General features: G+C 41.8%; 14 protein-coding genes. 3 read left to right on the top strand and 11 right to left on the bottom strand.

Annotated elements, in window-relative coordinates; translation table 11 throughout:
* The 3 genes from ACP5SG_RS03220 to ACP5SG_RS03210 form a co-directional block, all read left to right on the top strand.
* The coding region (locus tag ACP5SG_RS03220; protein ID WP_428121903.1) for a hypothetical protein at positions 1 to 185 on the top strand (185 nt) is incomplete at its 5' end.
* 27 nt (positions 186 to 212) lie between these two features.
* Positions 213 to 680, top strand: a complete 468-nt coding sequence (locus ACP5SG_RS03215) for a universal stress protein (RefSeq protein WP_424661130.1) — start codon at positions 213 to 215, stop codon at positions 678 to 680.
* 15 nt (positions 681 to 695) lie between these two features.
* The gene (locus tag ACP5SG_RS03210; RefSeq protein WP_237889420.1) at positions 696 to 1,505 is read left to right on the top strand and encodes a hypothetical protein; all 810 of its coding nucleotides are present in this window, start codon (positions 696 to 698) and stop codon (positions 1,503 to 1,505) included.
* 37 nt (positions 1,506 to 1,542) lie between these two features.
* Here ACP5SG_RS03210 and ACP5SG_RS03205 read toward each other — a convergent pair whose 3' ends face one another.
* The 11 genes from ACP5SG_RS03205 to nuoH form a co-directional block, all read right to left on the bottom strand.
* The gene (locus tag ACP5SG_RS03205; RefSeq protein WP_428121896.1) at positions 1,543 to 1,965 is read right to left on the bottom strand and encodes a MerR family transcriptional regulator; all 423 of its coding nucleotides are present in this window, start codon (positions 1,963 to 1,965) and stop codon (positions 1,543 to 1,545) included.
* On the bottom strand, positions 1,958 to 3,148 hold the full coding sequence (gene nrfD, locus ACP5SG_RS03200) for an NrfD/PsrC family molybdoenzyme membrane anchor subunit (RefSeq protein WP_237889416.1): 1,191 nt from the start codon (positions 3,146 to 3,148) through the stop codon (positions 1,958 to 1,960). The genes ACP5SG_RS03205 and nrfD overlap by 8 nt, the downstream gene beginning before the upstream one ends.
* Before the next feature lie 913 nt (positions 3,149 to 4,061).
* Positions 4,062 to 4,445, bottom strand: a complete 384-nt coding sequence (locus ACP5SG_RS03195) for a cytochrome c3 family protein (protein WP_237889414.1) — start codon at positions 4,443 to 4,445, stop codon at positions 4,062 to 4,064.
* Positions 4,446 to 4,513: 68 nt separating this feature from the next.
* Positions 4,514 to 5,266, bottom strand: a complete 753-nt coding sequence (locus tag ACP5SG_RS03190; RefSeq protein ID WP_424661131.1) for a 4Fe-4S dicluster domain-containing protein — start codon at positions 5,264 to 5,266, stop codon at positions 4,514 to 4,516.
* 157 nt (positions 5,267 to 5,423) lie between these two features.
* On the bottom strand, positions 5,424 to 6,974 hold the full coding sequence (locus ACP5SG_RS03185) for an NADH-quinone oxidoreductase subunit N (RefSeq protein WP_237889410.1): 1,551 nt from the start codon (positions 6,972 to 6,974) through the stop codon (positions 5,424 to 5,426).
* 3 nt (positions 6,975 to 6,977) lie between these two features.
* Positions 6,978 to 8,546 (bottom strand): NADH-quinone oxidoreductase subunit M, encoded by a 1,569-nt coding sequence (locus ACP5SG_RS03180; RefSeq protein WP_237889408.1) that lies wholly within the window; start codon positions 8,544 to 8,546, stop codon positions 6,978 to 6,980.
* 49 nt (positions 8,547 to 8,595) lie between these two features.
* Positions 8,596 to 10,581, bottom strand: a complete 1,986-nt coding sequence (nuoL, locus tag ACP5SG_RS03175; RefSeq protein ID WP_237889406.1) for an NADH-quinone oxidoreductase subunit L — start codon at positions 10,579 to 10,581, stop codon at positions 8,596 to 8,598.
* 26 nt (positions 10,582 to 10,607) lie between these two features.
* Complete coding sequence (nuoK, locus tag ACP5SG_RS03170; protein ID WP_237889404.1) at positions 10,608 to 10,916, bottom strand: NADH-quinone oxidoreductase subunit NuoK; 309 nt, start codon at positions 10,914 to 10,916, stop codon at positions 10,608 to 10,610.
* An 11-nt stretch (positions 10,917 to 10,927) separates the two neighbouring features.
* Positions 10,928 to 11,425, bottom strand: coding sequence for an NADH-quinone oxidoreductase subunit J (locus ACP5SG_RS03165; RefSeq protein ID WP_424661132.1), 498 nt, complete (start codon positions 11,423 to 11,425; stop codon positions 10,928 to 10,930).
* A gap of 63 nt (positions 11,426 to 11,488) precedes the next feature.
* Positions 11,489 to 12,196, bottom strand: coding sequence for a NuoI/complex I 23 kDa subunit family protein (locus ACP5SG_RS03160; protein ID WP_237889400.1), 708 nt, complete (start codon positions 12,194 to 12,196; stop codon positions 11,489 to 11,491).
* A 20-nt stretch (positions 12,197 to 12,216) separates the two neighbouring features.
* Entirely contained in the window at positions 12,217 to 13,257 is a 1,041-nt protein-coding gene (nuoH, locus tag ACP5SG_RS03155) for an NADH-quinone oxidoreductase subunit NuoH (RefSeq protein ID WP_237889398.1), read from the bottom strand.
* Positions 13,258 to 13,270 lie beyond the last annotated feature (13 nt).

The raw sequence follows: 13,270 nt of genomic DNA, 5'->3' as shown, positions 1-13,270 counted from the left end.
ATAATATTCCAATAGAATATAATGAATTACTATTAGCCTGGAAAGATTTAACTAATGCTTTAGCATTAGAGCAATTTGAAGATATAGAAAATAATATCTCTACATTACAGAATAAAATTAATGAGCTTAATTCAAAATTAACTTCAATAAAAAAGAACAAGATTAAAAAGCACATCAAAAAATAAATAATAATTTTTGGAGAATTACTGTCTATGGAAATATCAATGATTTTAATACCAGTTGATTTTTCAGATTGTGCAAAAAATAGCATAATTTATGCAAAAAATTTTGTCAAAATCTGGAAAGCAGATGTCATACTTATTTATGTTATCAATTCTAAATATGCTGAACATATTGCAGAATATATAAAAGAGCCAATCGAAAAGGTTAAAGATCGCTTAATCAATCAAGCAAAACAATCTTTCAGAAATTTTTTATCTCAATTATCAGAAAATAATTTTATCAAAGACACAATTGTATCATATGGAAGACCCTTCCAAGAAATAGCAATAAAGGCAAGAGAATTACAGGCCGATATGATAATTATGGGCGGATATGGAAGCATGGGCATAGGGCAAATAGACGAAATATTTTTTGGAAGTACTGTAGAAAAAGTAATAAGATTACTACCATGTCCTATCATTTGTGTACCTATGGGTTGGACAGTAAATAAAACATAAATTAACTAAAATTTTATGGAATTAAAAATAATAAAAAGTAAATTAAATACTATAATAAATGAAAAAGATTATAAATTTAAAATAGCACTAACAAATATATTATATGATAATCTTAATAAATGGCAAAAAATTGGACAAATTTTATTAACTAATTTTATAGCAAAAATAGCAAAAGAAGAAGGAATAGTTTCATTTACAAGCAAATATGATGAAGAAATATTCAAAGATCATTTACCCAATGATATAGCAAATACAATAACTCAGCTTTCAAGACTTCTTTTAGGCGAATTAGAAAATAAACAAGATAAAATAACGGCAATTTTCCTCTTGCTAAAACTTTTTGAATGGACACTTTTAAACTACGAAAATCGATGTCCTTATGGCAAAACAATAGACCAACAGGCCGAAATTTTACTAAAAAAAACATCTAACCAAACTGAACTATTTGGAAATAAAGATGAAATATGGCTTTACTCAATTGGTATTCTAAAAGACATATTTAAACAAAATTTCAATGAACAAAAGATCTTTTTCGGCTGCCGCGCTTATGCAGAAGAAGCTATATTCAACGACAAGACTGTGCTTATGGATGACAGGAATTGGTCACAAATTAACCTCCCATCGTCAGACTTGATTGGGAAGCTTGTCCTCGGTGCCCGCACAAATCTCACGGATCAGACATTGGTTGGAATTTCCATAAAGAGATACCAGCGACAGCAAATAAATAAAACGGAAGAGCATTCCAATAGGCTTGAAGGGATATTTCTGACAAGACTCACGGAACTGTGCGGTGCAGCGATTTGGAAAAAGGATGGGTCTGACTAAAACACAATGCAGACCCATTCCATACGGCATTTAACGTTCAATTCATTGAAATCTTTGATATAATAGCACAATCAACCAAAATATCGTGAGGGTGTCCGGGACTTTCTGTATAACATATCGCAGGATTGTCACCCATTATGACCTTACGGCTCATCCTGGTTTCAGTTTTGCAATTTAAGATTTTCCAGCATGTTGTATGTTGGAGCAATCTCTTTAAACTAGGCAATGTCACACCGATTTCATATATTATGGCCGTAAGGCATCTAAGCCAATAGATATCGGCTTGTGAAAATAATCTAAGAAATCCGTTATATTTTGGATAAACAAGACCTTCGGTCTCCAACATCTGTAATGTCTTTGGATGCATATCCAACAAATAGGCTGCTATGCCTATTGAATAAATAGGCGTAGCAGCCGCCTCGTCAATCCTTCTCACAGCACATCCCAAGAGGCTATCCATGATGTTCCTCAGACAGATGTCCATTAAAGAGTTTTTCTCCCATGAGAAAGAGCATCGCACAGAAACTAAAGCCGCCTATGGTTATCATGATCTCATAGAAACTTGGAGTATAAGAAAAATATCGCGGCATATCTACTATCCCCATACCTTCTGTCCAGGGCACGATCTGTCCAACAACGACCAAATCATAGCGCATAAAAAAGATACCTATCAGACAAAGTGCCCCTGCAAAAAACATGACCTTGAGATTCTTTGCCTTTACCGCTAAGATCAATATGAAAGGCAGAACCATGCCGAGTAATATCTCCCCGCCCCAAAAATTCAAGGAATAATTACCTGTTAATATGGCCTGCATAGCCTCATACTCTCCAGGCGGCTTGCCAGCAATACCTGCAAGTATCTTCCATGAAGTAAAAAACATTATGACGGCCATTAATAGCAAACCGAGCTTTCCTGTTGCAGAAAGAGACCGTTCCATTGCAACGCTCATCTTCCATCCGTTTGCCCTATAGGCTATCCAGGTAAAAAACAGGACCGCGGCACAGCCTGACATCATGGCTGATGCAATAAAATAGATCGGCATAAGCGGACCATGCCAGAATTCACGCGCGGCAAGCAACCCAAAGACTGCGCCAAGGTTGCTGTGGGCGGCAACACCTGAAATAACACCTAAGAGCCCAACCATGGATGCCTGTTTGTAGCGTCCAATTTGCAGCAAGGCGAACTCTATCAACATGAAGAAAAGATATGCACCATAGAGCGTGCCCATCCACCAAATATTTGAAGTCAAATTGGGAGAAATCACGTTATAGATAGCCATTCGCCAGGGATTTTCTATCTCGAATGCAATAACCATAAAACCGCTTATAATAGTTGCTATTGCCAGGAAAACCGATCGTTTGGCTATGGGCATAAAACTCTCTGTGCCAAAGACATGCCCTATCGACGAAACAAGGCACAACCCGGTCGATGTGACAACAAAAAAAACATAGGTAGAGATCAAAAGACCCCATGGTACCTCTCTGGTTACGCCATAGACATGATTATGGCCAACTATGAAGGCATCGATTCCAAAAGCAACACCTATGGCAGCTAAAAGGCCGAATATTGCTATTGCGGCATTATAGGCCCTTGATGTTGCGACCAGCGATTTGTCTAATGTAGCGGTCTTTACGTCGGACATAGGATAACACTCCTTCTTAAAGATTTAAATTTTAATAAATTACTTTAAGTTACTTATAGGTCTCACTCCATTGCTTTATTTTTTTCACTAAGCACTGGTTTGACCTTTAGATCAAAATAGGTATGCAGTGACGCACAACCTATCCACATGACGAGGAAAAACAGACCTTTAAACATTTGTTGGCACCTCCTTCAAGAACCCCCCGGTAGCGGCCGGGCAAAACAAATTTGGAAGAGATCTTATTTTATTTATCTTAATATCAGCACCCCCTTTCTTTAATTTTCTTAAAGATCTCTTTTATAAAAAATATAAATTATAAGTTATAATTGTCAATAAAAATTTAAATTTAAATATCTATAAAATACACATTTAATATGTATCATAATCTTAAAAAAAAATTCAATAATTTATTGATTTAATTAAAATTATTAATTTTTAAAATAAATTTATTAAAAAATAATAGACGACGCAAAATAATCCCGAAAATTTTTTCAAATTTTTTTTTTAAATTTTATAAAAGAAAAAGTGGCGCAATTTTAGCCTAAAATTTTATAAAAGTGGCGCAATTTTAGCCTAAAATTTTATAATTTTATAAATTAAATTTGTTAATTTAAATCTATATGCTAATTATTCTATTGATTTAATTAAAAAAATAAATATAGAAATCAGATTTGGCATTATTTTTGCTTGATAAAAAACTTAGGATAACACATAAAAAATAGACGAGGATAACAGACAACCGGATTTGAAAGCGGAGAGCGGTCCGCTTTCAAAAACCGGTACTAAAAAAATTTTTGAATTTAAAATCTTGTTAAAATGAGATAATTAAGACCAAAAATAAGACCCAGCATGAAGCTGGGTCTTAGATCAATTAAAAATTTTTTAAAGTTTTAAAAGTAAAGACCGTTTGATATTATTTTTTACCGGTCTTAGTGAGACGATTCATACCCTTTACGCCTATATGACAAACAGCGCACTTTGTATTTGAAGCAAATGCGGTCTCGCCATTATGACACGCACCGCAATATTTTCCGGCATAAAGCGATTTCATTGTAAAATCTCCTTTTTCCTCTGCCGTACCTTTTGCCTCTTCAAAAAGTTTATCGTGACAATCTTCGCAACTATAGCCGAAACCAAGATGCGTTTTATGATCAAAAAGTACTGCCTTGACAGGTTTTGTAAAAAGTATTGGGCCTCCCCCTTCATCGTCGTCACCAGCCAAAACTATTTTATATGAAAGGCATACCGATAAACAAATAAAAATCGAACATATAACTACTACGATCATTTTTTTCATGGATCACATCCTCGCATTTTCTGTTTTATTTATTCGTTTTGCGTCCAATAAAATCGATAGAATTTTAATCAACCTTTTGTGTAAAATACATTAGGCAAGGTCCCTGTCTCAGGTCTCAATACCCAAACCACCCTCTCTGGTTCATGCACTAATTTATAAACCCTGCTTGAAGGATCTGAGATGTCCCCGAAGATTCTTACATCAGCCGGACAAGCTGCGGCGCAGGCGGTCAGGGTCTCACCTTTTGACAACCTATTTTCCCAACAAAAATCGCACTTATCGATCGCCCGCATCTCTTCATTGAAATAACGCGCATTATATGGACAGGCAGCCATGCATGTCTTACAACCTATACATTTTTTGATATCCATTCTGACTATACCGGTCTTTTTGTCTTTATATGTGGCCCTGGTGGGACAAACTCTAACACATGGAGGACGATTGCAGTGATTACACAATACAGGCATGAATTCCCGCTGTTTTGAACCAGGGCCGATAACCAACTCCCTTTCTAAAATCGTTGTCCTATAACCATAATCCGGCACGTGATTGGTCTTTACACAGGCATCCATACAACGCTGACAATCTATGCAACGATCCTGACGTATCACCATGCTGTAATGAGGTTTATAGCTGTATTGTTTTAATACAATCCCTTCGACATCTGCATGACCGCGTTTTGCAGACATCAATGAAAGAATCGAGCCTCCTGCAAAGACACCTGTCACAACCAAACCTAGCCGTAAAAAATCACGTCTTTCTTTTGAAGGAAGGTGCTCAACGCCCTCGTTTTTCAATTTTTCTATCTCTTCAATCTTCATTTATTCCTCCATATTCCGACTGCCGACAATCAAGTATGCAGCCTTCTTAAATTAGCATTCAATCTATTTGTGTGACAATTAACTTAAACAATTTTTGAATGTAATTCTATGCTACAATTTGTCAAGCATACGGCCCAAACTCCGACAAAAAATATCCCTAAAATATTATAGATAAACTCTTTTGGGCCGCATATGCTATGTCTGCAAGCCCTTCAGGCAGGACACCCAAATATAGAACGCCAATGGCCGCAACAACCAGCACAAGCATGGACGGCAAGGCTACCGCACCAGCCGACACCTCTCTGGCTGGCTCTTTCATGTACAATATATATAATACCCTTAGATAGTAATATGCTCCGATCGCACTAGTCAGTATGCCCAGGGCAGCCAATAAAAGATAACCATTTTTTATCACTGCGGAAAAGACATAAAACTTGGCGATAAATCCGGCCGTAGGCGGCAATCCAGCCATAGAGACCAAAAAAAGGGACATAAGAAAACTAAGACCTGGATATTTGTAGCCAAGCCCTCTATAATCTTCAAGCGTCTGCGCACCCCTTTCATTCCCGTCAATGATATACAACACACCAAAGGCACCTATATTCATCAAGGCATATGATAAAAGATAAAAAAGAACACCCATGCGGCCCTCGTCATTACCGGCAAGTATGCCAAGCGCCATATACCCGGCGTGGGCTATGGAAGAATAAGCAAGCATGCGCTTTAAATTTTGTTGGGAGACTGCAAGCAAATTGCCAAAAAACATAGTCAACAGCGAAAGCCACCACAGGACAGGCTTCCAATACAGCCCTAAGGCCGCAAGATTAATGGTAGAGCAAAGGGCTGGATTACCGCTGTCACTTAACATGGGGGTAAACCCAACAAAAAGCACCTTCATAAAGGCACCGAATGCGGCCGCCTTGACCATCGTCGCCATAAAACCTGTAACAGAGGCAGGACTGCCCTCATATACATCAGGTGTCCACATATGAAATGGCACCATAGCCATCTTAAAGAGGAGACCGGCCATAATCATGGCCAGTGCAACCAATACTTCCGGCCTATCAAAGAGATTATTAGAATTATTAGAAAGGATGACGGCAACATGAGTAAGGTTTACAAACCCTGTTATTCCATAGATCAATACCATTCCAAAGAGGAAAAAGGCTGACCCGAAACTTCCAAGCAGGAAATATTTCAGCGCCCCTTCTTGAGAAAGGGGGTCATCTTTTAAGAAGGCGGCAAGTACATATACCGCAATTGACATGATCTCAAGGGCTATAAACATCATTAAAAGGTCCACGGCTTGCACCATGGCAACCGCCCCATAGAGGGCAAATACAAGGAGGATAAAATACTCGCCCTTATAAAGCTTGTTGTTTTGCAAATAACCGATGCTTATCAACGTAGCCAACAACCCGGACGTCAAGACAACCGCTGTTACAAATACTGAAAATTTCTCCATGGAAAAGACGCCCATCAGGATGATGCTGGTCAAATGCCATTCTCTATAGACCACATGGCCAAGGGCGGCCGAAATCCCGATAGCGGACAGCCATCCCAGCCATGAGATACGCTTTTTGCCATCATTGTTGACAAGATATAAATCTATAAAAATCAACACTACACCAACAGCAAGGAGGATAATCTGGCCACCGGCTATCCGCCATAACTGCATTATACTAAAGACATGTTCCAATCCGTTCATATATTACTCCTGGGTCTCGAGGCCGGCCTCGATTTTCTTTGCTGGTAGGTTGAGATTATATGAATATGCAGGATCAACTTTTTGTTCTATCCTAACCTGGTCGATAAAACCACCCACAGAATTGTGTATCTTATCCAAGAAGAAGTTTGGATAGAGACCTATCCAGAAAATAAAGACTAGAAGCGGTACGAGATAGCTGAATTCCCTGATATTAAGATCGGGAAGTCTTAAATTTTTTGGATTTGTTACCTCTCCATAAAAGACCCTCTGTACCATCCAGAGCATGTAAACGGCACCCAGAATCACACCCGATGCCGCAAGCACAGCAGCAAGCTTATTGACCTTAAACGTACCTAGCAGAATCAAAAATTCGCCTATAAATCCGTTAGTTGAGGGAAGTCCTATTGAAGAAAGGGTCACTATCAAAAAAATTGTACTGTAGATCGGCATAATCCTGGCAATGCCGCCATATTCAGAAATGAGCCTGGTATGGCGGCGTTCATATATTATTCCTACCAAGAGAAAGAGTGCCCCTGTAGAAAGCCCGTGATTTATCATCTGAAGAATGGAACCTTCAACCCCTTGCGGTGTCAAGACATACAGGCCCAGCATACAGTAACCGAGATGCGACACAGATGAATATGCAACCAACTTTTTGATATCTGGCTGCACCATGGCCACCAAGGCGCCGTAGATGATCCCAATAATAGACAAAACGACTATGAGAGGGGTAAAGAAGCTTGATCCATATGGGAAGAGAGGCATTGCAAATCTTAAAAAACCATATGTCCCCATCTTGAGAAGAATACCAGCAAGTATAACGGAACCGGCTGTTGGGGCCTCGACGTGGGCATCAGGTAACCATGTATGGAGCGGAAACATAGGCACCTTAATCGCAAAAGCCAGTGCAAAAGCGGCGAAGAAAAGGACTTCATATATCCAAGGAAGATGGGTGCCATATAATGACAAGAGGTTAAAGGTGACGTGTCCTGTAGCCTCTGCATGGAAATACACGAGCCCGATTATGCAGACAAGCATGAGAAGAGAACCAACCGCGGTAAATATAAAGAACTTTATGGCCGCATAAATCCTACGTTCGCCACCCCATACGCCGATTATTAAATACATTGGGATAAGCATGAGCTCCCAAAAGACATAAAAAAGGAAAAGATCAAGCGCAACGAAGGTGCCAAGCATGGCTGTCTCAAGGACAAGCATCGCTACCTGAAATTCCTTAACCCTGTTGTCTATCGCCTTCCATGTCGAAAGGATCGTAAGCGGTGTAAGAAATGTGGTGAGCAAAACAAGCCAGAAAGACAGACCATCCAGGCCGACAAAATAGTTTATCCCGTAGCTTGGAATCCATGGATATTGCTCAATAAATTGGAAACTGGCCTGTTTGGCGTCAAATCCTGCGAAGATCCTAAGCGATACCAGGAAAACCAATATTGAGGTAACAAAAGATATCCCCCTTATAACATCTTTTCCTTCGTCACTTTTTTGGGGAATAAAAAGGATCGGTATTACTCCCATTAGAGGCAGAAAAATTACATAAGTCAAAAGGTTATCCATAGGTCAATCCCTTGTTTCTTATTTTTGCTCAAACCAACCGAAGATGTCATCAACTCATCTTTAAAAAATACCAAAGCATGGCTACAAGTCCTATCAACATAAAGGCGGCATATGTCTGGAGTCCGCCATTCTGGATATTCCTGACGGCACTCGAACCACGTTGCACAAGCCATGCCTGACCATTTATACCAAGACCGTCTATTAAGAATACATCGACGATCTTCCACAAAAATACAGAAAGATAGTATACTGGACAGACAACCAAGAGATAATATATCTCATCAACATAATATTTGTTGTAAACAAGGTTGTAGTGAAGGCTGTAGGTCTTTGCCAGCTGCGCAGGTAGTTCTGGGAATTTTTTCATGTAGACGATGAATGCCCCTATTATACCGGCCGCAGCAATCAATACAGAGAGGGCCATAAGCGCCCATTCTGTTGAATGGGTATAATGCGGTGCAATGGTTGCGGATGCGATGATATGCTGGGAATGTTCAAAAACAGGATCAAGAAAATGTTCAAGCATATTAGGTATGCCACCGCCCAGGCTCTTCCCAATAAGGGGTGATATGCCCAGCCAGCCACCTGTTAGTGACAAAAAGGCCAGGATTATGAGTGGACCTGTCATAGAGTATGGTGACTCATGCAAATGGTGGGCCTGCTCCTTGGTACCTCGAAACTCGCCATGAAAGGTCATAAAAATAAGCCTAAACATATAGAAGGCAGTTATGCCTGCACCAAGCACGCCCATAAACCAGATAACCTTGCCGATTTGCGGAAAATAAGGGAAATTGAATGCCTTCCACAAGATCTCGTCTTTACTGAAAAAACCAGCAAACGGCGGTATCCCAGCGATGGCCAACGTAGCTATCAACATGGTTACATATGTAATCGGCATCTTTTTGGATAGACCGCCCATCTTTCTCATATCCTGTTCGCCACCCATAGCATGTATAACGGAGCCGGAACAAAGAAAGAGGCATGCCTTGAAAAAGGCATGGGTCATCAGGTGGAATATCCCGGCCCAATATGCAGTCACACCGACACCCATGAACATATAGCCAAGCTGGCTCACGGTCGAATAGGCCAGGACCTTTTTGATGTCATTTTGCATTATCCCGATAGTAGCCGCCATAAGCGCCGTAGTAGCAGCCACCAGCGCCACAACCAGAAGGGCGGTCGGCGCCAACGTATAAAGGATATTGGATCTCGCCACCATATAGACACCCGCCGTGACCATCGTAGCTGCATGTATCAAGGCCGAAACAGGTGTAGGGCCAGCCATTGCGTCAGGGAGCCAGACATAAAGTGGTATCTGTGCGGATTTTCCCGTAGCGCCGAGGAACATAAGAAGACATATGGCCACGACCACGGGATTATCAACAGCAAGTCTCCCACTCTCATAGAGGTGGAACGCTTTAGGAAAGACATCGAGATATGACAATGAACCGAAGGTGACAAACATCAAGAACATCCCAAGAATAAAACCAAAATCGCCTATCCTGTTCACAACAAAGGCCTTTTTGCCTGCATCGGCATTCTGATTCCCGCGATACCAGAAACCTATCAAGAGGTACGATGCAAGCCCTACCCCTTCCCAACCTACAAACATCACCACATAATTTGCACCAAGGACCAGCATGGCCATGAAGAAGACGAACATATTGAGATAAGAAAAATATCGCCAATACGATTCATCTTCATGCATATACCCGATGCTGTAGATGTGGATCAAGAAACCAACCCCTGTCACGACCAATATCATCACGCAGGAGAGCTGATCGACCATGAAAGAAAGGTCTATATGAAAATCACCGACAGATATCCAGCTCCAGAGGGTCTGAATAAGCTGCCTATGTTCGGGGAGTCTTGAGAAGACATCATTAGCAACAAGTAGGGAAACGAGAAAGGCAAGACCTACACTTGCGCAGCCGACATAAGAGACAAACGTCTTGCCCAGCCTTTTGCCAAACAGACCGTTTAAAACAAAACCCAATAGTGGAAAAAACGGTATCAGACAGATATATCCTTCCATGCAAAACTCCCTGTGCAGGCGGGGTCTTACCCCTTTAAGATATTAAATTTAGTTAAATCCACCGTTCTCATATGACGAAACAGAGAAATAAGCAACGCAAGGCCTACCGCCACCTCTGCGGCCGCTACTGTGTATATAAACAAGACCATTACCTGGCCGGACAGATCAGCCCTGAACCTAGAAAACGCCACGAGCATCAGGTTGACGGCGTTCAGCATGAGTTCAACCGACATAAAGACTATCAAGGCGTTCCGTCTCGTCACGAACCCAATTATTCCCAACCCAAACAAAATTGATGACAAGATTATATAGTGATTCAATGTAACTGTTTCCATGCGGCTCTCACCTACAATTTCTTTTTGGCGATATATATTGCCCCTATCAAGGCAACCAGAAGAAGGACCGACGCTACCTCAAAATGGAGTAAAAAATTGTTGAAAAAAAGATAGCCAAATTGCCCCGGATTACCAAAGCCCTCGGGCAGGGTTTGTTCGCCAACAAGGTCATATATGCCCTTCAGCCCGAGCCCGATGAGTATCATTGTACAAAAACTCAATATAGCTCCAAGTATCCGATAAGAGACATTGTGTTGTCTCTCGCCGAACCTTTCTCCAGGTGTCATAAGGAGCATTATGACGAATACAACAAGCACTAATATCGCCCCTGCATAGATCGTCACCTGGAAAATGGCCACCAATGGGGCGTTCAGGTGGAGATAAAGACTCGCCAGTGCGATAAAGACCGTAAGGAGCCCCAAAGCACTCGGCAGAGGATCTCGCGACGTTATCATAAAAATACCAGCGCCAGTCGCCATGACTGCAAAAATCCAAAAATATAGATCCATATCACTCACCACATACCTTAATATTAATAAAACCAAGATCCCTGGCGGCCTAAATCAAGCACCTTATTTAGGAGCAGTCGACACATTTCTTGGAACGGCCTTCTTCTTGGGCTTATTCGGCGATGTCGCTGCATTGCCTTTGGATTCGACGCCTCCGGCTGCCTTCTTCACAGCAGCATCAGGGACGGTCGGACCCGCTGCCTTTGGTTCCGCCGCAACAGCTGGCTTACGCGGTGACTTAAGCGTGCCTGACTCCTTGGCGCGCCTATAATTTTCAAGGAGCCTTTCCTTGGTAAGCAGGCATTCATCTTTTGTATAACGTGCAAGCTCGTACCCTTGACCAAGCACTATGGCGTTTTTAGGACAGGCCTCTTCACAAAACCCGCAAAAGATGCACCGCAGGAGATCTATATTAAAAGATGCGGAATACGTCTTCCCTGCATAATGACTCTGCAGGTCCTCAGGAACCTTGGCGTTCACTACAGTTATGCACTTTGCAGGGCACGTCTTTGCACATATCCCACAGCCGATACACTTTTCTCTTCCCTCTTCATCCAGTAGGAGCATATGTTCCCCCCGAAATACAGGGGATATCTCCCTCCTGTCCTCCGGATATTGCCATGTCGTAGGGACCGTATGCGGCCCAGGTCTGAATGATGCCCTAAAGTTAAAAACAAAATGCCTCCACGTAAGCACCATACCCTTTAGTATCTCAAGGAGATAGACACGCTCGCCCCAGGTATATCTCTTTTCCACAACTGGTTTGGCCATAAGATCTGCTCCTATTTCTTTTATATGGTAAGTTGAATGGCCAACGCCGTTATAAAGAGGTTTATAAGGGCCAAAGGTATCAATGCCTTCCACCCAAGGCCCATGACCTGATCATACCTAAATCTCGGCACAGTCCATCTGACCCATACAAACAACCAAAGAAAAAATGAAACCTTCAGGAAAAAGACGACAAATGAGGCAATGCCATAAGATATAGGTCCCAATAAGGCGGCCATATTTATATAAGGCAGATGCCATGCGCCGAAATAGAACGTCACCATAAGAGCTGAGAGGGTACAGAGATTTACGTATTCGCCAAAGAGGTATAGTCCTAGCCGCATGGAACCATATTCAGTATGGTAGCCAGCGACGATCTCGCTTTCCGCCTCTGGCAGGTCAAAAGGTACACGATTTGCTTCAGCATAGGCTGTCACCATAAAAATGATAAAACCCAAAGGTTGTTTGAATATCCCCCAGTTGGGCAAAAATCCGAGGAACGTACCTTGCTGAGCAAGTGCTATCTCCCTCAAGCTGAAGGTTCCATATACGAAAGTTATCGCAAGAAGTGCAAGGCCCCATGGAACCTCATAAGAAATAAGCTGTGCCGTCGACCTAAGACCGCCGAGTATGGAATATTTGTTACTTGACGCCCAACCGCCCACTATTATTCCGTAAACAGCCATTGCCCCCAAAGCGGCCACATACAGAAAACCAACACTAATATCAGACACCTGCAGGATTATTTCTTTTCCTCCGATGACAATCTTGTCTCCGAAGGGCACTACGGCGTAAGCCGAAAAGGCTGGCAAAGCAAAGAGAACAGGGCCGAGATTAAACAGTATCTTCCTCGCGTTCTCCGGCACTATGTCTTCCTTGGTAAAGAGTTTTATACCGTCCGCAAGTGGCTGAAACAGCCCAAACGGCCCCGCCCGGTTAGGTCCGAGGCGGTCCTGGATCATTGACGCCCCTCTGCGCTCAACCCAGGTCATAACCACTGCGATAAGGAGTACCCAGACCCAGATGAACACAACCTTTATCAAAGCTATCAACCAATCATCCATTGACAGATCTCCT

Origin of the sequence: Dissulfurimicrobium sp. (genome assembly GCF_049968175.1) — a bacterium.
Lineage (GTDB): Bacteria > Desulfobacterota > Dissulfuribacteria > Dissulfuribacterales > Sh68 > Dissulfurimicrobium > Dissulfurimicrobium hydrothermale.
Note: the sequence above shows the minus strand (reverse complement) of the source record. Positions and strands in the feature narration are given on the sequence as shown.

Excerpts from the sequence above, each read along its gene's own strand:
- ACP5SG_RS03215 (WP_424661130.1), top strand. The coding sequence starts at position 213 with ATGGAAATATCAATGATTTTAATACCAGTTGATTTTTCAGATTGTGCA.
- ACP5SG_RS03210 (WP_237889420.1), top strand. The coding sequence starts at position 696 with ATGGAATTAAAAATAATAAAAAGTAAATTAAATACTATAATAAATGAA.
- ACP5SG_RS03205 (WP_428121896.1), bottom strand. The coding sequence starts at position 1,965 with ATGGATAGCCTCTTGGGATGTGCTGTGAGAAGGATTGACGAGGCGGCT.
- nrfD (WP_237889416.1), bottom strand. The coding sequence starts at position 3,148 with ATGTCCGACGTAAAGACCGCTACATTAGACAAATCGCTGGTCGCAACA.
- ACP5SG_RS03195 (WP_237889414.1), bottom strand. The coding sequence starts at position 4,445 with ATGAAAAAAATGATCGTAGTAGTTATATGTTCGATTTTTATTTGTTTA.
- ACP5SG_RS03190 (WP_424661131.1), bottom strand. The coding sequence starts at position 5,266 with ATGAAGATTGAAGAGATAGAAAAATTGAAAAACGAGGGCGTTGAGCAC.
- ACP5SG_RS03185 (WP_237889410.1), bottom strand. The coding sequence starts at position 6,974 with ATGAACGGATTGGAACATGTCTTTAGTATAATGCAGTTATGGCGGATA.
- ACP5SG_RS03180 (WP_237889408.1), bottom strand. The coding sequence starts at position 8,546 with ATGGATAACCTTTTGACTTATGTAATTTTTCTGCCTCTAATGGGAGTA.
- nuoL (WP_237889406.1), bottom strand. The coding sequence starts at position 10,581 with ATGGAAGGATATATCTGTCTGATACCGTTTTTTCCACTATTGGGTTTT.
- nuoK (WP_237889404.1), bottom strand. The coding sequence starts at position 10,916 with ATGGAAACAGTTACATTGAATCACTATATAATCTTGTCATCAATTTTG.
- ACP5SG_RS03165 (WP_424661132.1), bottom strand. The coding sequence starts at position 11,425 with ATGGATCTATATTTTTGGATTTTTGCAGTCATGGCGACTGGCGCTGGT.
- ACP5SG_RS03160 (WP_237889400.1), bottom strand. The coding sequence starts at position 12,196 with ATGGCCAAACCAGTTGTGGAAAAGAGATATACCTGGGGCGAGCGTGTC.
- nuoH (WP_237889398.1), bottom strand. The coding sequence starts at position 13,257 with ATGGATGATTGGTTGATAGCTTTGATAAAGGTTGTGTTCATCTGGGTC.